The organism is Mycobacterium sp. 94-17, assembly GCF_035617725.1.
Taxonomy (GTDB): Bacteria; Actinomycetota; Actinomycetes; order Mycobacteriales; family Mycobacteriaceae; genus Mycobacterium.
This window is the reverse complement of sequence record NZ_JAPIYN010000005.1, coordinates 89,882-112,462: the sequence shown is the minus strand read 5'-3', so window position 1 is coordinate 112,462 and position 22,581 is coordinate 89,882. Positions and strand designations below refer to the sequence as shown.

Below are 22,581 nucleotides of genomic sequence, written 5' to 3'. Positions count from 1 at the left end.
GATGGGGTATAAGCTGTGGTGCGGCGCCGAAGGGCAAGCGATTGGGCAAGGGTGACGGATGACGAACGACCACGGGTATTCGCAGCAGAAGGACGACTACGCCAAGCGGCTACGGCGCATCGAGGGCCAGGTGCGGGGCATCGCCCGGATGATCGAGGAAGACAAGTACTGCATCGACGTCCTCACCCAGGTCAGCGCCGTCAACAGCGCCCTGCGTTCGGTTGCCCTGAACCTGCTCGACGAGCATCTGAATCACTGCGTCACCCGCGCCGTCGCCGAGGGGGGCGACGAGGCCGACCACAAGCTGGCCGAGGCCTCCGCCGCCATCGCACGGCTGGTTCGCTCCTGACGTGGCGATATCGTGCCTCATCGGTGACGCAGTTGAGATCAGAGTTCCGGCTCTGATTCAGGGGGAGGCGCAGTTGCGGTCCGTACCGTAAGGCAGTGTGATCGCATTAGGCGCGACGACCCAGGAACTGGGTAGCCCGGCCGACATAGACGCCATGACCACCGAAATCAACGCTGCCACGCGGACGTGGACCCCACGGATCGCGGCGCAGCTGGCTGTGCTGGCCGCCGCAGCCTTCACCTATGTCACCGCCGAGCTCCTGCCGGTGGGGGCGCTGCCGGCCATCGCGCGCGACCTGCACGTCAGTGTGTTCGCGGTGGGAACGCTGCTGACGTGGTATGCGTTCGTGGCGGCCCTGACGACGTTTCCGCTGGTGCGCTGGACCGCCCATTGGCCGCGGCGACGCGCGCTCATGCTCAGCCTGACCTGCCTGACCGCCTCGCAGGTGATCTCGGCGCTGGCGCCCACTTTCGCGGTGCTGGCCGCAGGCCGGGTGCTCTGCGCGATCACCCACGGGCTGCTGTGGGCGGTCATCGCGCCGATCGCCACGCGGCTGGTGCCGCCGAGCCACGCCGGGCGGGCCACCATGTCCATCTACGTCGGCACCAGCCTGGCGCTGGTGGTGGGCAGCCCGCTGACCGCCGCCCTGAGCCTGATGTGGGGCTGGCGCCTGGCCGTCGTGTGCGTCACCGCCGCGGCCGTCGCCGTCACGGTCGCCGCGCGACTGCTGCTGCCGGCGCTGGTCCTCACCTCCGACCAGCTCGCCCACGTGGGTCCGAGGTCGCGCCACCACCGCAATCCCCGGCTGATCCTGGTGAGCGTGCTGGCGATGATCGCGGTGGCCGGCCATTTCGTGTCCTACACCTACATCGTCGAGATCATCCGCAATGTCCTCGGCGTGCGGGGGCCGAACCTCGCCTTCGTGCTGGCCGCCTACGGGCTGGCCGGCCTGCTGTCGTTGCCGTTGGTGGCGCGGCCGCTGGACCACCGGCCCAAGAGCGCCGTCATCCTGTGCGCGACGGGGTTGACGGCGGCCTTTGTGGTGCTGACCGGGCTGGCGTTCGGCGGGCGCTCTGGGATAGCCACCGCCCTGATCGGGACCGCCGCCATCGTGCTGTGGGGGGCCATGGCCACCGCCCTCTCGCCGATGATGCAGTCTGCCGCGATGCGCAATGGCGCCGACGACCCCGATGGCGCGTCGGGGCTCTACGTCACCGCTTTCCAGGTCGGCATCATGGCCGGCTCGCTCGCCGGCGGTCTGCTCTACGAGCGCAACGTCACGCTGATGCTGACCGCTTCGGCGGTCCTGATGGCCGTCGCGTTGGTGGGCATCGCGGCCAACCGGCGAATGCTGGACTTTGCTCCGACAAGCTCACCCGATTCATAGCGGCCCAGCTCAAGCGCACTATTTCCCCCGTTGTCGCGGCCCTGACGCCCGTGGGAGACGGTAGCTGGCATGGGTCTTATGCCACACTTAGGCGACAACACGAGTGGAGGTATGCATATGTCGGGCTGGACGAGGGCCAGGACCAGAAAGGGCCTCTTCGCCGCTCTGGGCACGACCGGCTTGGCGTCCGTCATGGGCTTGACGCTGCTGCTGAGCGCGGCTCCGGCCCTGGCGGACCCGGATCCGGCTCCCGCCGACCCGGGCGCGGTCGCCGCGCCTCCCGGGCCGCCCCCACCGCCCGACCCGTTCGCGCCGCCGCCCCCGCCCGATCCGTTGGCCGCCCCGCCGCCGCCCAACCCGCTGGCGCCGCCGCCGTGGGCGCCGCCCGCAGCCCAGCCCGCCGCGGCCTCGGCTGCCGGACAGAATCCCACCCCGTTCACGGGGACGCCCCCGTTCGGGCCGCCCAGGATCGTCCCGGCCAATGGCGCAACCGTGGGCGTCGGCCAGCCGATCATCATCAACTTCCCCGGAACGGTCGACAACGCCGACGCGGCCATCGGCGCCGTGCACGTCTCGTCGGTGCCCGCCGTGCCCGGCAAGTTCTACTGGATGACCCCGACCCAGCTGCGCTGGAGGCCGCTGGACTTCTGGCCCGCGCACACCGCGGTGACCGTCGACGCGGGCGGCACGGTGATGAGCTTTCACACCGGTGACACGCTGATCGCCACGGCCGACGACGCGACGCACCAGCTGACCGTCACCCGCAACGGCACCGTCGAGAAGACCTTCCCGATGTCGATGGGCATGACGTCCGGCAACCACCAGACGCCCAACGGCACCTACTACGTGCAGGACAAGAAGGCGTCGGTGGTGATGGACTCCTCGACCTACGGGGTGCCGGTCAACTCGACCTACGGCTACAAGGTGACCGTGGAGGACGCGGTGCGCTTCGACAACGTCGGCGACTACGTGCACAGCGCCCCGTGGTCGGTGGACGACCAGGGCAAGCGCGACGTCAGCCACGGCTGCATCAACATCAGCCCCAGCAACGCGAAATGGTTCTTCGACAACTTCGGCGCGGGTGACCCCATCGTCGTGAAGAACTCCAGCGGCGGCTCGTATAAGAAGAACGACGGATCCGCCGACTGGATGAACTAGCCGTCAGTTCCAGATCTTCACCCGGCGGTCCGACTCCAGGAACAGGGCACCCGCGTTGGCGCCGTCGAACGCGTCGTAGAAGGCGTCCATGTTGCGCAGCACGCCGTTGCAGCGGAACTCCGGCGGCGAGTGCGGATCCACCGCCAGGCGCCGGATAGCCTCCGCTGCACGGGATTTGGCGCGCCACACCTGGGCCCAGCCGTAGAACACGCGCTGCACACCGGTGAGGCCGTCGATCACCGGAGCGGGACTGCCGTTCAGCGACAGCTGGTAGGCCAGCAGCGCGATCGACAGCCCGCCCAGGTCGCCGATGTTCTCGCCGACCGTGAAGGCGCCGTTGACGTGATGGTCGCCGGCCAGGTCCCGCGGCGTGTAGGTGTCATACTGCTCGATGAGAGCCTTTGTTCGGGAAGAGAATTCGGTCCGGTCGGCATCGGTCCACCAGTCGACCAGGTTGCCGTCGCCGTCGTATTTGGCGCCCTGGTCGTCGAAGCCATGGCCGATCTCGTGCCCGATCACCGCGCCGATGCCGCCGTAGTTGGCCGCGTCGTCGGCCTCGGCGTCGAAGAACGGTGGCTGCAAAATGGCTGCCGGGAAGACGATTTCGTTCATGCCGGGGTTGTAGTAGGCATTGACCGTCTGCGGCGTCATGAACCATTCGTCTTTGTCCACCGGTCCGCCGAGCTTGGCCAGTTCACGATCGTGGTTGACGGCATAGCCGCGCCTGTAATTGCCGTAGAGGTCATCTCGCTCGATCACCAGCGTCGAGTAGTCCCGCCACTTCGCCGGGTAGCCCACCTTGGCGGTGAACTTTTCCAGCTTGGCCAGGGCCCGCTGCCGGGTCTGCGGCGTCATCCAGTCCAGTTCGCTGATGCTCATCCGGTACGCCGCCCGCAGGTTGGCGACCAGCTCGTCGATGCGGGCCTTGGCCCCGGACGGGAAATGCTTTTGCACGTAGAGCTTTCCGACGGCGTCGCCCATCAGGTTCTCCACCAGCGACACCCCGCGCTTCCACCGGTCCCGGATCTGCTCCGCGCCGGTCAGCAGCCGGCCGTAGAAGTCGAAGTCCGCCGATACCAGCTCGTCGGTCAGCCAGGAGGCCCGCACCCGGATCAGCCGCCACCGCGCCCAGCTCTTCCACACCTCGAGGTCTTCGTTGCGCCATAGCTCTGCGAAGGCGCGCAGGTAATCAGGTTGGCGCACAATCACTTCCGCGAGTGCCTCGGGGCCGGCGCCCAGCGCGGAGGCCCAGCCGTCCCAGTCAAAGCCCACCGACTCGTCGCGGAGTTCGGCGAAGGTGCGCAGGTTGTAAGTGAGGTCGGCGTCGCGACGCTTGACCACATCCCAGTGCGCCTCGGCCAGCCTGGCCTCCAGCGCGACGATGCGCTCGGCGGTCGGCACGTGGTCTCCGGGATCCCCGCCAAACACCAACCCGAACATCCGCGCGATGTGCGCGGGGTAGGCCGCGAGCACCTGGGCGTGCTGCTCTTCGCGATAGTAGGACTCGTCGGGCAGCCCGAGGCCGGACTGGGTGAAGTGCACCAGGTAGCGGGCCGAGTCCATGGCGTCGGTGTCCACGTACATCCCCACACCGCCGCCCACGCCGGTGCGTTGCAGCGCGCCGATGGCCCGGGACAGCGCGTCGGCGTCCGCGGCGTCGTCGATCACCGACATCTCGTCGAGCAGGGGCCGCACTCCGCGGCCCTGCACGGTGTCCTCGTCGAGGAAGCTGGCATACAGGTCGCCGATGCGTTGCGCGTCGTCGTCGGTGGCCGCCGAGTCCTGCCGGCTGGCCTCCACGATCAGGTCGCGCACCTGTTCTTCGGCGCGGTCATACAGCTGGCGGAAGGCGCCGTCGGTCGCCCGGTCGGCCGGTATCTCGTATTCGGCCAGCCAGCGGCCGTTGACGTGACCGAACAGGTCGTCTTGGGGGCGGATGCTGTCATCGATGAAGCTCAGGTCGATGCCCGAGCGGATGGCCGTATTCGTCACCCTGCCATCCTTCCATCTTTGCGGGGTGCGACGATCGGGCCATGTCCGACGGCGAGCGAACCGTACCCCCTGCCGAAGAAGATTCCGTTGCCGAACCCGACGAGGAGCCCAAAGACAACTCCGACGGCAACGACGACTCCGACGGCAACGACGACTCCGAGAGCGGGGAAGTCTTTTCCCCCTACGGCGTCGCGTCCGCGGTTCTGGGCGTGCTGTCGGTGGCCGCTGTGGTGCTCGCTTACATCATCTGGTCCGATCACCGCGACCAGGTCGCCGAGCGCGGCTACCTGAGCCGGGCCATGCAGACCGCCGCGGACTGGGGGAACGTGCTGATCAACATGAACAGCGGCAACGTCGACGCCAGCCTGCAGCGGCTGCACGACGGGACAGTCGGCGAACTGAACGCCGACTTCGACGCCGCCGTGCAGCCTTACCGGGCGGTCGTGGAGAAGCTGCAGTCCAAGAGCACCGGGCGGATCGATGCGGTGGCGATCGAGTCCATGCACCACGACCTGGATACTCAGCCCGGTGTCGCCCGGCCGGTGGTCACCACCAAGCTGCCGCCCTTCGCGAGCCGAACCGATTCGGTGATATTGATCGCCACGTCGGTCAGCGAGAACGCCGGAGCCAAGCCGCAAACCGTGCACTGGAGCCTGCGGCTGGACGTCTCCGACGTCGACGGCAAGCAGATGATCTCCGGATTGGCGTCGATCAGGTGAGGATCCGATGAGAAACATCTGGCGGTTGTTCGCGTTCGACGTGCTGGCGCCGCTGGCCGCGGTCGCGGCGCTCCTGGCCATCGGGCTGGTGCTCGGCTGGCCCCTGTGGTGGGTGTCGGCGTGCTCGGTGCTGATCTTGCTGATCGTCGAGGGCGTGGCGGTCAACTTCTGGCTGCTGCGCCGCGATTCGGTCAGCCTCGGGACCGACGACGACGCGCCGGGGCTGCGCCTGGCGGTCGTCCTGCTGTGCACGGCGGCCCTGGGCGCGGCCGTCGCGACCGGCTACACGCACTGGACCAAGGCGGACAACGAGTTCACCGACGACTCCCGGCGGGTCGTGCAGATCGCCACCGACATGGCGGAGGCGATGGCGTCGTTCAGCCCCACCGCCCCGACGGGCTCGATCGACCGGGCCGCCGCGATGGTCGTGCCGGAGCACGCGGCGGCGTTCAAGGAGCAGTACACCAAGTCGAGCGCCGACCTGGCGCAACGCAACGTCACCGCCCAGGCCGCCACCGTGTCGGCCGGCGTCGAGGCGCTGGGGCCGTCGGCGGCCAGCGTGGCGGTGATCCTGCGGGTCACCCAGAACGTCCCGGGGCAGCCGCCCAGTCAGGCGGCGCCGGCGCTGCGGGTAACGCTGACCAAACGGGGCAGCGACTGGCTGGTGGCCGACGTGTTGCCGGTCAGATAGCGGATCAGTTCGATTCGGCGGACTGGGTCGACTTGACCTTGACGAACCGGTCCGACAACCGCCGGATCCGGATCATCAACGCGGCCGTCGGGCTGGTGCTGCCGTCGAGGTAGCCGGCCAATTCCTCGGCCGTCACCCCGATGCGGGACGCGAACTCCTGCGGGACCAAGCCCGACCGGTCGATCAATAGCCGCACGTGGCGCGCCACCTCGGCGCGCTCGTTGGCCTCCAGGTGGGTGCGGGCCCGCTCGAGCACCTCCCACAGCGCCTTGGCGATGCCGTACGGCCGGGTGCCCTCGAGGACCTCCTCGACCTGACGCGCGGTCCGCCCGTACGGGTCGCGCTTCAGCGCCGCGGCGATGCGCTTCCAGGTCGCGATGTCACCGCCCTGCAGGGCGGACCGGATCGCGGCGGTAGGCCAGAACTCCACGGGCTGGTCGGGATCCTGGAAGGACCCGGACGGCCCGCCCCCGGGCTGACGCTGTTCGGGGGCCGGCCGCTGCGACGGCGGTGCGGGGCGTCGGTCGGGTGCCAACGTCACTTCGCCTCCTCCAGCATCGCTACGGCCACGGACATGCAGCGCTGCCTGACTGTCTCCCAGTCCGAGTCGGCTTCGGCTTCTGATCCCTGGTCTCCGGGGGAGTCGCAGGGGGTGGGATCCGCGAGTCGATGGACCAGCTGTGTGGCAATCCACTGCCGCCTGGATGATTTACAACAGTAGTACCTGTCCATTCCGGCCAGCACCACCGCGGCGGTCTCGGGCTCCAACGAATCGACCATGTCTGCAAAATCGGCATAGTCGCGCCGACTGTTACGGCACATGATCAGGTAGCCCTTGAGTCGCAGCGTCTCTGCGCCGGTCGGAACCAGCAACCGGTCGCCGGTGGGCAGCTGCACGTTGGTGGTCTCCACCGGGCTGCGCCGCTCGTATTTCGGCCCATCAGCCCCCGTCGCCCGGGTGTCGGTGCCGGCCTGCAGCGCGTCGATCGCGACCGACAGGCGTCCCCGCCACAGCGTCACCGGGTGAACGGGCCGGTCCACCCCGGTAATGGCCTTAGCGATGCCATTGCGCGAGGTCAGACCGCCGACCAGCTTCTTGGCCGCCGGGGAGCCGTTGCCGTTGGCGCCGGGCTTGTTGCCGGGCGCGCCCACGCCTGCGCCGACCGCCTCCTCGCCCAGGGCAACCTGGTGCGGGATCTGCCCGGGTCCCAGGCCGCGGGTCGCGTCATCGTCCTGGCCCGCCTGCGGGTTGCGGCCACAGCCGGTGAACGCCAGCGGATCGGCCACGCAGACGGCGTCGGGTGCCAGGTGTTTGAGCTTTGCGGACGACTTGAGCACCATCCGCAGGTCGGCGCTGGGCGCCACCAGCGCCGAGATGTCGTCCGGGATCACGACGACGTCGCCGAGGTCGACCTCGGGAAGCGGCCGGTCGAAGTCGACGGACGGCAGCACGCGGGATAGCCACTTCGGCAGCCACCAGTTCCACTGGGCGAACATCGCCATCAGCGCCGGCACCATCACCAGCCGCACCACGGTGGCGTCCACCGCGATCGCGACCGCGCACGCCACGCCGATCTCGGCCACCAGCGGCATGCCGGCGAACGCGAAGCCGACGAAGACCGCGATCATGATCAGCGCCGCGCTGGTGATCGTGCGGGCGCTGGTGCTGACGCCGTAGGCCACCGCGTCACGGGTGTTGCCGGAATGCAGGAAGCGTTCCCGGATGCGGGTGAGCAGGAAGATCTCGTAGTCCATCGACAGCCCGAAGGTCATCGCGAGCACCAGCGGGGGAACGGTGCTGTCGATCGAGCTGATCTGGGCGAAGCCAAGGTCCTTCAGCCATCCCCACTGGAACACCATCACCAGGCTGCCGTAGGCGGCGGCGACCGACAGCAACGTCATCAGGACGCCCTTGAGCGCCAGGAAAACCGAGTGGATGGAGACCAGCAGCATGACGAACGCGATCAGCGCGACGAAGCCCAGCACCAGCGGTTCGGTCGCGGATACCTGATCGTCGAAGTCTTTGATCAGCGCGGTCGGGCCGCCGACGTCGACGTGGGCGCCGTGCGCCTCGGGGACCTTGGGCAGCTGCGCGCGCATCCAGCCGACGGTCTCGCGGGCCTTCATGTCCTCGGGATCCACCGACAGCACCGCGGACAGCAACGCGCTGCCGTTGTCCTCGGCGAACTGCGGCGGCGACACCGAGACGATGTTGGGCGCCTGCGCCATCCGCTGGCGCACGGCGCCGACGATGTGGCTGTGTTCGGGGGACGCCGCGCCGCCCTCCGGGAAGTTGATCAGGACGCGGATCGGGCCGAGCGCGCCGGGACCCAGGGCCTGGGCCGCCGCGCCGACCCCGGCGCGGATTTCGTGCGACGAGTCGAACTGGCGCAGCAGGCTGTTGCCCAGCACCATCGACGCCGCGGGCGCGGCCATCGCGAGCAGCACCAGCGACGCCGCCAGCGCGGCCATCCACGGCCGCCGCATCACCCAGCCGACCCAGTGGTTCCAGAACCGCGACTGGGTGCTCTCCGGCCGCCGCGACCAGTGCAGGAAGCCCGACCGTTTGGCGGCGGCGCGCCCGAACGTCGCCAGCGCCGCGGGCGTCAGGGTGGTGGAGGTCAGCATGGCCACCGCGACGGCCAGGATGGCGCCGGTGGCCATCGACTTCAGTGCCGGGGTGTTGATCACGTAGATCCCGGTCAGAGAGGCGACGACCGTCATGCCGGACAGCACCACGGCCAGCCCGGAAGTGGCCATCGCCGCGTCGACGGCTTCGCGGGGCTGGCGCCCGGTCCGTAGTTCCTCCCGGAACCGCATCAGGATGAACAGTGAATAGTCGACGGCCAGCGCGATCCCGAACATGGACACCGTCGAGGTCACGAACACCGACATCGTGGTGTAGGCGGACAGCAGATAGACCAGACCCATGGTGACGATCACGGTGCAGATGCCCAGGGCGAGCGGGATGGCCGCGGCGGCCAGTGAACCGAACACCGCGAGCAACACGATCAGAATGACCGGCAGGTTCCACTTTTCGGCGGCGGCGATGTCGTGCTTGGTGTTGGCCGCGGCGGCGGCGGACAGCGCTCCCTGACCGATGACGTAAAGGCGCACGCGGCCGTTGGCGGTCTGGCCGGGTTGATCGCCCCTGATGCCGACCTTGCTGCGCAGCTGCTTGGCGATGTCGCTCGTGTTGCGGGAGTCCAGCCGCACCGACAACACGTAGGGACGGTCGGGCTGCGGCGGCCGCTGCGTGGGGTTGGGGATTTCCGAGGTGCCGGGGACACCCGCGGCGATCTGCCGCAGCTGCGCGACGGCGTCGTTCATGTCCTGGTAGCTGGCGTCGGGCCGGGGGGCGGCCACCAGGGCCAGTGACGATCCGCCCTGGTCGTGGTAGAGCTCCTCGAGCTGGTCGTGCACGGCCAGCGACTGCGACCCGGCCACGTCGAACCCGCCGCCGGTCAGATTGCCCGACTGCGTCAGCGCCAGGTAGACCGCCGGAACCAACGCCAGCAACCAGCCTGTGAAGACCAACCAGCGGTACTTACGCAGGCTGCGGCTGAATCGCATCATTAACTGCTGGATTTCGTCGCTCCCCGGTTCTCGCGCTACGCGTGTTGGCGACGATACCGCAGCGGGCTGTGGATCATCTGGGCTTTCTGGTTCCTGAGCTGCGACGACGGGGTTGTTGCCAAGTCGCTGCGAAGACGTTGTGAACCGGTGACCACGCGGGATTTCCGTCACATATCCCCACCCGCGCTCCGTTCGGACTGGCAGCGCTGGTAACGGCGATGGCAGGATGTCGGATGGCCCGCGAGGCCCCCGGATATTCAGGGGATTTTCCGCGCTCGGGTGGGCCGTCTGTTGCAGCCGTTTGCGGGGTGCCGATTACCGCTGCCCGCGCAAACTCGAAGGAGTTATCCCATGACGAAAGCCACCGCCGGACGGGGCCGCAAGATCTTCGCCGGGCTGATCGCGGCCACGGTCCCGGGGGCGGCCGTCGCCCTGCTCGCCGGCGCACCGGCGACCGGCGCCGCCGACCCGTGTGCGGCCAGCGAGGTCGCCCGCACCATCGGCTCGGTCTCCAAGTCGATGGGTGACTACCTGGATGCGCACCCGGAGACCAACCAGACGATGACCGCGATGCTGCAGCAGCAGGCCGGCCCGCAGTCGGTGAACGGGTTGAAGTCCTACTTCGAGGCCAACCCCAAGGTCGCCGGCGACATGACGTCGATCGCCCAGCCGCTGACCAGCCTGTCGCTGCAGTGCAAGCTGCCGATCTCGATCCCCCAGGCGATGGGGCTGATGCAGCAGGCGCAGGGCGCGACCGCCGGGCTGCCCGCGGTGCCCGCCAACCCCGCGGGCGCTTCGCTGCCGGGCGGGAACACCGTCCGCTAGATCACGCCGTCGGCTTCCGGCTTGCCGACCGGCGGCAGCGGCCCCTGCAGGGCGGTCTCGGTCGGATCGGCCGAGGCGTCGCCCGGTAGCGGCACGACCGGTAGCGGCCCAGTGATCGGGTCCTCGTCGGGGTCGCCGACGTTCTCGGTGCGGAACACGAAGAAGAACACCACCCAGCCGATCGCGGAGATGAGCAACCAGCTGATCAGCCGGTAGATCAGCATCGCCGAGATCGCGTTGGGCAGCGACATCCCGCTGGACACCAGGCCGGGCACCAGCACCGCCTCGACGATCAGCAGCCCGCCCGGCATCAGCGGGATCGTGCCGACCGCGCGGGCGGCGGCGTAGGCCACCGTCAACCCCGCCACCGAGGCGTGATCCCCGGCCGCGTACGCGGCGAAGCCCAGGCAGGCGACGTCGGCGATCCAGTTGAACATCGACCACCCGAACGCCACCCCCAGGTCGCGCCGGCCCAGGCTTACCGACTCCAGCTGCATCAGCGTCTCGCGCCACTTGCCCAGGCCGGTGTCGGCCGGCCGGCCGCGCACCGAGTTGATCCACGCCAACACCCGGCTGCCGATGCCGTCGATGAGCTCCGGCCGCGAGGCGACGGCCTGCGCCAGCAGCAGCAACGCCACAAAGCCGCCGAGGGTGAACAGCAGCGAGAAGGGGTTGTTCTTCGCTCCCAGCAGGAAAGCGCCGCCCAGACCGAGCAAAGCCAACCCGACCGCCTGCAGCACGCCCGACATCACCAGCTGCCACGACGCCACCACCGTCGAGGCGCCCCAGAGCCGCTGCTGGCGGAACAGGAAGGTCGCCGACAGCACGGGCCCGCCCGGGAGCGTGGTGCTCAGCGAATTCGCGGCGTAGAACGCGGCCTCGGAGCGCACCTGCTTGACGTGCACACCGGCCGACTTGAGCAGGGTGCGCTGGATTTGGGCAAAGCTGTGCATCGACGCGGCCGCCGCCACCACCGAGGCGATCAGCCACCACCAATTCGCCTCGTACACGCTCATCCAGGCTTTGGCCAGCTGATCCCAGCCCAGCGAAATCTCGACGGCAAGCACGATCGCCACCGCGCCCAGGATCACCCAGCGCACCCACCAGTACTTCCCGCGCGGGGTGTCGCTACCGCAGGCGGGCGGGGGTACCTCCCGCGCGGGGGCTACCGAGGGGGAGGCCGCGGGGGAGGCTCTGTGGGCGGGTGCGTCGTGCGACACGTGATTTAGGGTAACGGTGCAGGTGGCGCGGCGATCGCTGCGGATCGCCTACCGTGTCGGCCCTGTAACCGGATCGTGCCGACGCCGATGGCTCCGGCACGACGCGCGGACGTCCCCGACACGAGCCGCGACACGTTTGACAGCGCCCTGCGGTGGATAGGCTGGCCAAATGTCAGCAAACGTCGACGACGCCTCGGTCGAACCCCTTGTCCGCAAGACCGCGGCCTGGGCGTGGCGTTTGCTCGTCATTCTGCTCGCCGCGCTGGCCCTGCTGTGGGTGGTGAAAAAGCTCGAAGTCATCATCGTTCCGGTGCTGGTGGCGCTGCTGGTGAGCGCGTTGCTGGTGCCGGTGGTCGACTGGATGGACAAACGGGGGCTGCCGCGAGCCGCCGCGGTGGCGCTGGTGCTGCTGGGTGGCTTCGCGATCCTGGGCGGCATCATGACGTTCGTCATCCTGCAGTTCATCGACGGCCTGCCCGGCCTGACCGAGCAGGTGACGCACAGCATCGAGTCGACGCGCCGCTGGCTGATCAACGGGCCCGCGCATCTGCGCAACGAACAGATCGACAACGCAGGCAACGCCGCCATCGAGGCGCTGCACAACAATCAGGCGAAGCTGACCAGCGGCGCGCTGTCCACCGCGGCCACCGTCACGGAACTGGTCACGGCGGCGGTGCTGGTGCTGTTCACCCTCATCTTCTTCCTCTACGGCGGGCGCAACATCTGGAAGTACGTCGTGCAGATCATTCCGGCGGATGTCCGCGACCGGGTGAGCAAAGCCGGCAACGCCGGATACGGCTCGCTGATCGGGTACGTGCGGGCCACCTTCCTGGTGGCGCTGACCGACGCGGCCGGGATCGGCACCGGTTTGGCGATCATGGGTATCCCGCTCGCGCTGCCACTGGCGTCGCTGGTGTTCCTCGGTGCGTTCATCCCCCTGGTCGGTGCACTGATCTCGGGCCTGGTGGCCGTGGTGGTGGCGCTGCTGGCCAAGGGCGTCGTGTACGCGCTGATCACGCTGGGTCTGCTGATCGCGGTCAACCAGATCGAGGCCCACCTGTTGCAGCCGCTGGTGATGGGCCGCGCGGTCTCGATTCACCCGCTCGCGGTGGTGCTCGCCATCTCCACCGGCGGTGTGCTCGCCGGAATCGTCGGCGCCCTGCTGGCGGTTCCGACGGTGGCATTCCTCAACAACGCGTTCCAGGTGCTGTTGGCACCCGACCCGTCCGCCGAAGCCGAGAAGCAGACCGAGGACGCGGACCAGAAGAACACGATCATGCAGGCCGAACCTGACCAGCCTGACGAAACCGGCTGAGGCGCAAGTCTTTTCGGGGTGGTTACAGGCGTCCCTCGCGGCGCAGCAGATCCGCGGCGGACAGGCCGCCGCCGGAGCGCCTGCGTTGTCGCGCTGGGTCGCCGTTCTCGCGCTGCCCGCGGGCGTTCACCTGCTCGGAGGCGGCGTCGGGGTCGCTGGTACCCGAGCCTTCCGGGCGCATCTTCGGCAGGGCGGTGGTGGGTTCGGCGGCGTCGCCCGTGTCGTCGGGCCGGTTGCTTGGCACCGGGATCGCCCGCGTCTGATCGCCGGACGGAGGTGCGGCCGGACTCGGCGCCGCGGGCCGCGGCGGCGCCTGCGGTGTGGAGTTGGCGGCGGGGCGCGCTTCGGCCGGTCGGTCATGGCCGGGCGCGGCGAAGCGCGTGGTCTTGGCCTCCGTCGGCTGGCTGGGCCGGGCCGGGATGCGGGTGGTGCTCGCGCTTTCGGCGCGCGTCGTCCCACCCGGGGACGGTTCCTGCGCGGGCCGCGGTTCCGCCGGGCCCGGGCGGGTGGGCCGCGACGGCTCCAGCGCGGCGGGGTGGGTGGGGTCGTGCGGCGGGCGCGGGGCCGCCGCGACCAGGCTGGCCGCCACGGGCGGCCGCGCCGGCCTGCCGTTGAGCGTGGGCCGCTTGCGCTCGTCGGGCAGGTCGATCTCACCGAGGCCGATCTTGTTCTGCAGGCGCCGGGCCCAGCGCGGCGCCCACCAGCAGTCGTCGCCGAGCAGCTTCATCACCGACGGCACCAGGAACATCCGGACCACGGTGGCGTCCAGCAGCAGTGCCGCCGCCAACCCGAAGGCCAGGTACTTCATCATCACCAGGTCGGAGAACATGAACGATCCGGCGACGACGGCCAGCACCAGCGCGGCGGCGGTGATCAGGCGCCCGGTGGTCGCGGTGCCGATCCGGATGGCCTCGGCCGTCGACATGCCGCGTTCGCGCGCCTCGACCATCCGGGATACCAGGAACACCTCGTAGTCGGTGGCCAGACCGAAACCCACCGCGACGACAAGGGCGATAAGCACCACCATCAACGGCGTCGGTGTGAAATTCAGCCACTTCGAGAAATGCCCGTCGACGAAGATCCAGGTCAGGATGCCCAGAGTCGAGCCCAGCGTCAGCGCGCTCATCAGCGCCGCCTTGATCGGCAGTACCACCGAGCCGAACGCCAAGAACATCAGCAACAGGCTGGCGCTGAGCAGCAGCACCAGCATCAGCGGACCCTTGGCGAACAGGCTGTGGATGCTGTCCTGTTCGAGCGCCGGGGTGCCCCCGACGTAGAGGTTGAGGCCCTTCGGCGGTGAGATGGCTCGTAGGTCGGTGATCTTCTTTGCGGCGTCGCTCTTGTTGGCCAGGCCGTTCTGGATCACCCGGACCGAGTCGTCCTTGGGCACCGATGTCCCGTTCGGACCGGCGACGCAGGGGTTGCCGGCGATGGTCGGGCAGGCCCGTTCCTCCCACTTCTTGTCGGTAAACCCGCCGATCGAGGAGATCCGGTTGCGGATGTCGGCGACCTGCTGGTCGGTGACCTTGCTGCCGTTAGTGCTCTGGATCACCATCGTCAGCTGCTCGGTCCGGTAGCCGGGGAAGAGCTTGTCGAAATGCTCCTGGGCCAGGCGGACCGGATTGTCCGGGGGCAGGTACTTCTCGCTCATGCCGCCAAGCGACAGGTTGCCCAGCGGAATGACCAGCAGGATCATGCCGACGGCGATCGGGATGGCGAAGGCCAGCGGTCGCTTCATCACCCGGGTGACCAGCTTGCCCCAGAACCCGGCCTCGACCTCTTCGCGGGTCTTGGTCTTCTGCAGCCGGTCGGCCAGCCAGTTCAGGTAGGCCCTCGAGTATTTCCAGTTCCGCAGGAACGGCACCCGGAACGCGGTCCGCACGCCCAGCGCGTCGATGTGGCGGCCGAGGATGCCCAGGCACGCCGGCAGGAAGGTGATTGACAGCAGCGCCGCCAGCCCAACCGCGGCGAAGATCGCGTAGGTGAGCGAATGCACGAAGCCCTGCGGCAACACCAGCAGGCTGGCGCTGCAGGCGATGATCAGGGCCGCCGAGAACACAACGGTTCGCCCGGCCGTCATCACAGTTCGTCGCACCGCGGCTTCGGTGTCGTAGCCCTCGGCTATCTCCTCCCGGAACCGGCTCACCACGAAAAGGCCATAGTCGATGGCAATACCGAAACCGATCAGCGAGACCACAGGCTGGGCGAAGAAGTGCACCGGACCGAAGATGGCCGCGAACCTCAGGATGCCCAGCGAGCCCGCGATGCTCAGCCCACCGACGATGACGGGCAGGCCGGCGGCGACGGCACCGCCGAAGACCAGGAACAGCACCACCGTGACTATCGGTAGACCCAAATACTCCAAGAGTTTCTGGTCGCTGGCAATGGTGCCGGTCAGGGCGCTGGCGATGGGCTCGAGGCCGGCGAGTTGCACGGTGCCGCCGTCGAGCTTCTGCAGGTCCGGCTGGATGGCCTTGTAGTTGTTCAGGATGCTGTCGTCGTCGTTGCCCTTCAGCGGGATGCTGACGAAGGTGTGTTTCTTGTCCTCGGTGGCCATCCCCTTTATCAGCGGGGGTGCGTCTGCGGGATTGGCCACCGCCAGCCAGCCGGCCCAGCCCACGACCTGGTCGGGATGGTCGGTCTTGAACTTGTTCAGCTCGCTGACGATCTTGTCCCGCCACGCCGGATCATCGACAGTTTTCCCGTCGGGGGCGGTGAACGTGGCCACCACGTGGCTGGTGCGGTCGCGGCCGTAGGTCTGGTCGCCCAGCACCGAGGCCTTCACGGATTGGCTGCCGTCGTCATAGAAGCCGCTCTGTGTAACATGCTTGCCCAGGCTGATTCCGAAGACGCCACCCAGCAGACACAGAGCTACCGTGACCCCGATCACGATGTACCGGTACCGGTACACAGTTCGACCCCACCAGGCGAACACGCAAGCTCCTTACTGGATCGTTAACGACCCGCGCGGTGTTTTCGGTTTTTCAAGCCAGTGTCACACACGCGCGGTCAGCAGCGCGGAGAGCGGCCGGAACGGCTGCAGCCACGCACCCTGGTCAGGCAGCGAATCTAGGCCGATCCGCGGCAACGGTTCCCGGAAGACACCAGCGATATCCTCCAGATCAACGAAGTCCAAGGTATCCGACGCTAGCGCCCAACTCGCATGTTCGCGAAATCCGATCACCTGAACGGCAACCCCGGTTCGTGCGATGTCTTCCAGCGGGTGACGGAAAGCCTGACCGTCGGCGGAAGCCACCACCAGCGCGGCCAGCCCTTCGCGGCGCCGCAGTTCGATATGGGCCAGCATGTCGCGGTCGACGTCGCTGTCCTCGTCGATCTTCGGCTTGGCGAACACCGCGAAGCCGACGTTGCGAAGTGCATCCACCCACGGCCGCACGACATCAGCGCTACCCGGTGCGATGTTGGTGAAAACGGTGGCTTCGGGTTCGACCACGACACCCGGGCGGTGCGCGCTGACCTCGGCCGTGCGGCCCAGCAACCAGCGCCCGAGGGCGTCGAACCGCGGGCGTTCCAGGGCTGTCGGCCGCCGGCCCAGGATGGAGCCCAGGCCCATGTCGAGGTTGGGGGCGTCCCACACCAGCAGCACGCGCCCGCCGGCGGGAGAGAAGCCGCCCGGCTCGTCGCCGCTCAGCACCGCCGGCGAGGCGGTGGGCTCTGCGCCCGCCGCGGTCTCTTCGGTCAGGCTCATACTCATCGCCTTCTCATCGTTTAAGCCACACGAATTCGGTGACGGCGCTGCCCGCTTCTTGGGCCTTGGTCTCGTACTTGGTGGTGGGACGTGAGATCGAGATCGGCAGCGCAGCGCCGGAATCGACGGGATGCAGGCGGGGCTCGCCCGCGCCGACCTCGGCGATGTGTTCGGCATAGCCGGCATGGTCCGTCGCAACGTGCAGGACACCACCGGGGAGTAGCCGGTCGGCTATCAAGCCAATCGTGCCCGGCTGCAGGAACCGGCGTTTGTGGTGCCGGGCCTTCGGCCACGGATCGGGAAAGTAGACGCGAACCCCGGTCAGCGAGGCCGGCGCGATGAGGCGTTGCAGGACGTCGAGCGCGTTGCCGCGAATCAGCCGGATGTTGCTCACCTGGTCGCGGTCGATCGCGCACAGCAGCTGGGCCAGCCCGCGTCGGTAGATCTCCACGGCGACGACATCGACACCCGGCTCATCCTTGGCCATCGCGAGAGTGGATATGCCACTGCCGCAACCGATTTCGAGCACCACCGGCGCTTGGCGCCCAAACCACGCGCCGGTGTCCAGCGGGCGTTCGGAGCCCTCGGCTTCGCCGGTTGCGGCGCCCACCGACAGCCCGAGCTCGGGCCAGCGCCGGTCCCAGGTCCGGCGCTGGGCATCGGAAAGGGCCGCTCGCCGCGAACGGAACGCCGTGGCAGGCAGATAACGCTGGCCGGGACGGCCGGACTCGCCCGTCGGCGTGTCGGCGGACATCGCCACCCCGCGCTGCGCATGCATTTGTCCATGGTGGCCTATAAACATCGGATGTAGCCGCCCCTGGTCCGGATTGATACCCAACAGTTGCCTTCACCTGGTAACTGATTAACGGTGGCTCGCTTCTTGGTGACGTGGGTGCCACCATTCGGTGGGACCGCTCGGCCCCGGCGCTGCATCCGGTAGCGGCGGCGCCGGCCGGGCGTGGGGTCAACCAGACCGAACAGGCGGTATATGAAGGCACGCGATATATGAAGGCACAGGGACACCAGACTTTCGTCGACGAGCTGGCGCGGTTCGCCGCCGGCCACGTCGACCCGCGCGTGACGGCGATCGCGCAGCGATCGGCCGCACCCCTGCGCGTGGCGGTGTGCGGCCGTCGGGGGGTCGGCTGCCGCACCGTGCGCCGGGCCCTGGCCGGGGCGGCGGATGCGGCGGGTATCGCGGTCGTCGACGCGGCGCCGGATCGCGACGCCGACGCGCTGGTCTATGTGGTCGCGGAGGTGGTCAAGCCCGAGGACGCGCACGCGATCTCCCAGGTGTCAGCGGCCGGGCGCCCGGTGCTGGCGGTGCTGAACAAGGCCGATCTGGCCGGTTCGCTGTCCGGCCGGGGCGGTGACAGCCCGATCGTGGCGGCGCGCGCGCGGTGCGCGAAGCTCGCGGCACTGATCGGCGTGCCGATGGAACCGATGAACGGCCTGCTCGCGGCCGCCGCGCTCGACGACCTGGACAGCACCCAGTGGACGGCGTTGTCCACGCTCGCCGCGCACCCCGGCGGCACCGCGTGTTTCGACGGCTCCTTCGCCGTTTTCCTGGCCGCCGACGTCCCGGTGGCCGCCGAGGTACGGCAGCGCCTGCTGGACACCCTCGACCTGTTCGGCGCGGCGCTGGCGGTCGCCGCGCTGCGACAGGGCCGGACCCCGGCCCAGGTGCTGACCCTGCTGCACCGGATGAGCGGCATCGACGGCGTGCTGAACAGCCTCGGCGCGCTGGGCGCCGAGGCGCGTTACCAGCGGGTGCTGGACGCCGTCGCCGAACTCGAGGCGCTGGCCGCCTGCGGCGGCAGGCTGGGTGAGCGCATCAGCGGGTTCCTGTCCCGCGACGAGACCGTGGTGGCCCGGATGGCGGCCGCGGTGGACCTGGCCGAGGCGGCCGGCCTGGACCCCGGTGACCAGAAGCCGCTCGATGCGCATCACGACCCGTCCGCCCACCTGCCGCGCGCGGCGCGGTGGCAGCGCTACAGCCGCGCGTCGGCCAGCGAGTTGCACCGCGCCTGCGGCGCCGACATCGCCCGGGGGGCGCTGCGGCTCTGGTCCCAGTCCTGCGCGTCGCTGCCGGGAGAGCTCTGGTGAGCGGCGGAACCGGCGGCGATCCGGTCGCCGAGGTGGATGCGCTGGTGGCGGCAGCCGGGCCCGGGCTGGATCCGCCGGCGATCAAGCGCGCTGACGTAGTGCTGGTGACCGGCCCGTGGCTGGCCGGGATCAGCGCGGTGGCCGAGGCACTGCGGGAGCGGGTGCCGCAGCACAAATTCGTCGAGTCGACGGAAATGGGCCCTGGTGAGGTGCCGGAGGTCGTGGTGTTCGTCGTGTCCGCGGCCGCGAACCTGACGCCGTCGGACTGTGCGCTACTGGACGCCGCGACCGAGCACACCGATGCCGTCGTCGGTGTGGTGTCCAAGATCGATGTGCATCTCAACTGGCGCGACGTCGTCGCCGCCAACCGCGACTCGTTGCGCGCGCACGCGCCCCGCTACGCCCGGACGCCCTGGGTGGGTGCGGCGGCTCAGCCCGACCTGGGTGACCCGGACGTCGACGAGCTGGTGCACGCCGTCACGGCGTTGCTCGATGCCCCCGATCTCGCACGGCGAAACAGGTTGCGGGCGTGGGAATCTCGGCTGCGCACGGTGGCCAGCCGGTTCGACCGGGAGGTCGAGGGGCAGGGGCGCCGGGCGCGGGTCGAGGCGCTGCGTCAGGAGCGCAGCACCGCATTGCAGCAGCGGCGCCAGGCGAAGAGCGAGCGCACCATCACGCTGCGCGGTCAGGTCCAGCAGGCGCGGGTCGCCCTCTCGCACTCCGCGCGCAACCGCTGCGCGGCGGTGCGCACCGAGCTGCAGGAGCACGCGGCGGGCCTGTCGCGGCGCAACATACCCGGCTTCGAGGCGGACGTCCGTGACGCGCTGGAGGATGTGGTCGCCAAGGTCGGCCACGACACCGACACGAAGCTCACCGAGGTCGCGCAGGTGGTGCGGGTGCCGATGGAGCTGCCGCCGCTCGAGCGGCTGCCGGCGGTGGACGTGTCGCCCCCGCCGCTGAAATCACGCCGACAGGAAACCTGGCTGATGATCCTGTTGGGCGTCGGGTTCGGCCTCGGGGTGGCGCTGACCCTGAGCCGGCTGATGAGCGGCCTGGCCTCGCGGCTGAACCCCGCCCTGGCCGTCGTCGCGGCCGTGGCGTGTGTGGCGGTCTCGGTGGCGCTCACCTTCCTGGTGATCAACATCCGCGCGCTGCTGCACGACCGGGCGCTGCTGGACCGCTGGACGGGTGACGTGGCGTCGTCGCTGCAGTCGGTCGTCGAGGAGCTGGTCGCCACGCGGGTGCTGGCCGCCGAGTCGGTGTTGAGCAAGGCGCTGCTGGCGCAGGACGAGGCCGAGAATGCCGAGGTGTCCGCCTCGGTGGGCGTCATCGACACCGAACTGCGCGAGCACGCCCTGGCCGCCGCGCGCGCCGCGGCCGCGCGTGATCGAGAGATGCCCGCGGTGACGGCGGCCCTGGCGGCCGTACGTGCAGAACTGGGCGAACCGGGTACAGGGCAAGACGAAAGTCACCCCGCGGACGCCAGCGGTGACCCGATCGAAACACCCGCGTCGAGGAGCGAAGATGGCGAGCCGTCGGGATCTTCTGAATCGTTGTTGTGAGAAGGCTTATACCCGCCCGGGGCTTCCGCGACAAGATCCTCACGATAACCTGTAGTTAACGCCACCAATCCCTTAATTGTGTGGGCGACAGCATAGCGAGCAACACGAAGCCCGATACGCAGACGAATCCAGGAGAGTTCGATGACCTCAGCGACCATTCCCGGTTTGGACACAGCACCCACGAATCACCAGGGGCTGCTGTCATGGGTGCAGGAGGTCGCCGAGCTCACCCAGCCCGAGCGCGTGGTCTTCACCGACGGCTCCGCCGAAGAGTTCGATCGGCTGGCCGCCCAGCTGGTCGAGGCGGGCACGTTCACGAAGCTGAACGAGAAGAAGCACCCCAACTCCTACCTGGCGCTGTCGGACCCGTCCGACGTGGCGCGCGTCGAGTCACGGACCTTCATCTGCTCCGAGCGCGAGGTCGACGCCGGCCCCACCAACAACTGGATGGACCCGGCCGAGATGCGCGGCATCCTCAACGACCTGTATCGCGGGTGCATGCGCGGCCGCACCATGTATGTGGTGCCGTTCTGCATGGGCCCGCTCGGCGCCGACGACCCGAAGCTGGGCGTGGAGATCACCGACTCCGAGTACGTCGTCGTCTCCATGCGCACCATGACCCGGATGGGCAAGGCCGCCCTGGAGAAGATGGGCGACGACGGGTTCTTCGTCAAGGCGCTGCACTCCGTGGGGGCGCCATTGGCCGACGGCGAGAAGGACGTGCCGTGGCCTTGTAACGACACCAAATACATCACCCACTTTCCCGAGACCCGCGAAATCATGAGCTACGGCTCGGGGTACGGCGGCAACGCGCTGCTGGGCAAGAAGTGCTACTCGCTGCGGATCGCCTCGGCGATGGCCCACGACGAGGGCTGGCTCGCCGAGCACATGCTGATCCTCAAGCTGATCTCCCCGGAGAACAAGGCCTACTACTTCGCCGCGGCGTTCCCGTCCGCGTGCGGTAAGACCAACCTCGCGATGCTGCAGCCGACCATCCCGGGCTGGCGCGCCGAGACCCTCGGTGACGACATCGCGTGGATGCGGTTCGGCAAGGACGGCCGGCTGTACGCGGTCAACCCCGAATTCGGTTTCTTCGGGGTGGCGCCGGGCACCAACTGGAAGTCCAACCCGAACGCGATGCGCACGATCGAGGCGGGCAACACCGTGTTCACGAACGTCGCGCTGACCGACGACAACGACGTGTGGTGGGAAGGCCTGGAGGGCGAGCCCGACCATTTGATCGACTGGAAGGGCAATGACTGGGTCCTGCGCGAGACGGACACCAAGGCGGCGCACCCGAATTCGCGGTACTGCACCCCGATGTCGCAGTGCCCCATCCTGGCGCCGGAGTGGGACGACCCGCAGGGGGTGCCGATCTCGGGGATCCTGTTCGGTGCACGCCGTAAGACCACGGTGCCGCTGGTGACCGAGGCCCGCGACTGGCAGCACGGGGTGTTCATGGGCGCCACCATGGGCAGCGAGCAGACGGCCGCCGCCGAGGGCAAGGTGGGCACCGTGCGCCGCGACCCGATGGCCATGCTGCCGTTCCTGGGCTACCACGTCGCCGACTACTTCCAGCACTGGCTCGACCTCGGCAAGAACTCCGACGAGTCCAAGATGCCGAAGGTGTTCTTCGTCAACTGGTTCCGCCGCGGCGACAAGGGCGAGTTCCTCTGGCCGGGCTTCGGCGAGAACAGCCGCGTGCTGAAGTGGATCGTCGACCGCATCGAGCACCAGGCCGGCGGCCAGGACACGCCGATCGGCATCGTGCCGACGCTGGACGACCTGGACCTGGACGGCCTGGACACCGACGATGACGCCGTGTCCAAGTCGCTGGCGGTCAACGCGGCCGAGTGGCGCGAGGAACTGCCCTTGATCGAGGAGTGGTTCGAGTTCATCGGCGACAAGCTGCCGACCGGCGTCCGCGACGAGTTCGACGCGCTCAAGCAGCGGCTGTCCGAAGCGGACTAGC

Annotated in this window: 17 protein-coding genes; 10 read left to right on the top strand and 7 right to left on the bottom strand. The window is 68.9% G+C overall.

The window, feature by feature from the left end; all coding sequences use genetic code 11:
• The first annotated feature begins 58 nt into the window (after window positions 1-58).
• The 3 genes from OQ789_RS08195 to OQ789_RS08185 all read left to right on the top strand — a co-directional run bounded on the left by OQ789_RS08195 (window position 59) and on the right by OQ789_RS08185 (window position 2,894).
• Window positions 59-349, top strand: coding sequence for a metal-sensitive transcriptional regulator (locus OQ789_RS08195; RefSeq protein ID WP_324684849.1), 291 nt, complete (start codon window positions 59-61; stop codon window positions 347-349).
• A 145-nt stretch (window positions 350-494) separates the two neighbouring features.
• The gene (locus tag OQ789_RS08190) at window positions 495-1,736 is read left to right on the top strand and encodes an MFS transporter (RefSeq protein WP_420716072.1); all 1,242 of its coding nucleotides are present in this window, start codon (window positions 495-497) and stop codon (window positions 1,734-1,736) included.
• Between the two features lie 117 nt (window positions 1,737-1,853).
• The gene (locus tag OQ789_RS08185) at window positions 1,854-2,894 is read left to right on the top strand and encodes a L,D-transpeptidase (protein WP_324684847.1); all 1,041 of its coding nucleotides are present in this window, start codon (window positions 1,854-1,856) and stop codon (window positions 2,892-2,894) included.
• 3 nt (window positions 2,895-2,897) lie between these two features.
• On the opposite strand, the gene OQ789_RS08180 is transcribed toward OQ789_RS08185, so the two are convergent.
• The gene (locus tag OQ789_RS08180; protein ID WP_324684845.1) at window positions 2,898-4,886 is read right to left on the bottom strand and encodes a M13 family metallopeptidase; all 1,989 of its coding nucleotides are present in this window, start codon (window positions 4,884-4,886) and stop codon (window positions 2,898-2,900) included.
• Between the two features lie 41 nt (window positions 4,887-4,927).
• On the opposite strand from OQ789_RS08180, the gene OQ789_RS08175 reads away from it, so the two are divergent.
• Both OQ789_RS08175 and OQ789_RS08170 read left to right on the top strand, forming a co-directional pair.
• A complete protein-coding gene (locus tag OQ789_RS08175; protein WP_324684844.1) occupies window positions 4,928-5,605 on the top strand; it encodes a hypothetical protein in 678 nt (225 codons plus the stop codon).
• 7 nt (window positions 5,606-5,612) lie between these two features.
• Window positions 5,613-6,296 (top strand): hypothetical protein, encoded by a 684-nt coding sequence (locus tag OQ789_RS08170; protein ID WP_324684842.1) that lies wholly within the window; start codon window positions 5,613-5,615, stop codon window positions 6,294-6,296.
• Between the two features lie 4 nt (window positions 6,297-6,300).
• Here OQ789_RS08170 and OQ789_RS08165 read toward each other — a convergent pair whose 3' ends face one another.
• Complete coding sequence (locus OQ789_RS08165) at window positions 6,301-6,837, bottom strand: XRE family transcriptional regulator (protein ID WP_324684840.1); 537 nt, start codon at window positions 6,835-6,837, stop codon at window positions 6,301-6,303.
• Complete coding sequence (locus tag OQ789_RS08160) at window positions 6,834-9,872, bottom strand: MMPL family transporter (protein WP_324684839.1); 3,039 nt, start codon at window positions 9,870-9,872, stop codon at window positions 6,834-6,836. Before OQ789_RS08160 ends, OQ789_RS08165 begins: the two co-directional genes overlap by 4 nt.
• Before the next feature lie 351 nt (window positions 9,873-10,223).
• Between OQ789_RS08160 and OQ789_RS08155 the strand changes: the two genes are divergently transcribed.
• Window positions 10,224-10,697, top strand: coding sequence for a hemophore (locus OQ789_RS08155; RefSeq protein WP_324684838.1), 474 nt, complete (start codon window positions 10,224-10,226; stop codon window positions 10,695-10,697).
• Here OQ789_RS08155 and OQ789_RS08150 read toward each other — a convergent pair.
• Window positions 10,694-11,917: a YbhN family protein gene (locus tag OQ789_RS08150; RefSeq protein WP_324684836.1), complete on the bottom strand. Its 1,224-nt coding sequence runs from the start codon at window positions 11,915-11,917 to the stop codon at window positions 10,694-10,696. The genes OQ789_RS08155 and OQ789_RS08150 overlap by 4 nt on opposite strands.
• Before the next feature lie 169 nt (window positions 11,918-12,086).
• Here OQ789_RS08150 and OQ789_RS08145 point away from each other — a divergent pair, with 169 nt between their 5' ends.
• The gene (locus OQ789_RS08145) at window positions 12,087-13,232 is read left to right on the top strand and encodes an AI-2E family transporter (RefSeq protein WP_324684834.1); all 1,146 of its coding nucleotides are present in this window, start codon (window positions 12,087-12,089) and stop codon (window positions 13,230-13,232) included.
• Between the two features lie 22 nt (window positions 13,233-13,254).
• Here OQ789_RS08145 and OQ789_RS08140 read toward each other — a convergent pair whose 3' ends face one another.
• From OQ789_RS08140 to trmB, 3 genes are read right to left on the bottom strand one after another with little or no spacing between them, the layout of a single operon-like run.
• A complete protein-coding gene (locus OQ789_RS08140; RefSeq protein ID WP_324684832.1) occupies window positions 13,255-16,167 on the bottom strand; it encodes an MMPL family transporter in 2,913 nt (970 codons plus the stop codon).
• Between the two features lie 60 nt (window positions 16,168-16,227).
• Window positions 16,228-16,941: an NYN domain-containing protein gene (locus tag OQ789_RS08135; protein ID WP_324684831.1), complete on the bottom strand. Its 714-nt coding sequence runs from the start codon at window positions 16,939-16,941 to the stop codon at window positions 16,228-16,230.
• A gap of 13 nt (window positions 16,942-16,954) precedes the next feature.
• On the bottom strand, window positions 16,955-17,737 hold the full coding sequence (gene trmB, locus OQ789_RS08130) for a tRNA (guanosine(46)-N7)-methyltransferase TrmB (protein WP_324685062.1): 783 nt from the start codon (window positions 17,735-17,737) through the stop codon (window positions 16,955-16,957).
• 209 nt (window positions 17,738-17,946) lie between these two features.
• On the opposite strand from trmB, the gene OQ789_RS08125 reads away from it, so the two are divergent.
• The 3 genes from OQ789_RS08125 (at window position 17,947) to OQ789_RS08115 (ending at window position 22,580) form a co-directional block, all read left to right on the top strand.
• Window positions 17,947-19,047 (top strand): hypothetical protein, encoded by a 1,101-nt coding sequence (locus OQ789_RS08125; RefSeq protein ID WP_324684830.1) that lies wholly within the window; start codon window positions 17,947-17,949, stop codon window positions 19,045-19,047.
• Window positions 19,044-20,609 carry a hypothetical protein gene (locus OQ789_RS08120; RefSeq protein WP_324684828.1) on the top strand — a complete coding sequence of 522 codons (1,566 nt, stop codon included), beginning with the start codon at window positions 19,044-19,046 and terminating at the stop codon, window positions 20,607-20,609. Before OQ789_RS08125 ends, OQ789_RS08120 begins: the two co-directional genes overlap by 4 nt.
• 141 nt (window positions 20,610-20,750) lie before the next feature.
• Complete coding sequence (locus OQ789_RS08115) at window positions 20,751-22,580, top strand: phosphoenolpyruvate carboxykinase (GTP) (RefSeq protein WP_324684827.1); 1,830 nt, start codon at window positions 20,751-20,753, stop codon at window positions 22,578-22,580.
• Window position 22,581: the final 1 nt, after the last annotated feature.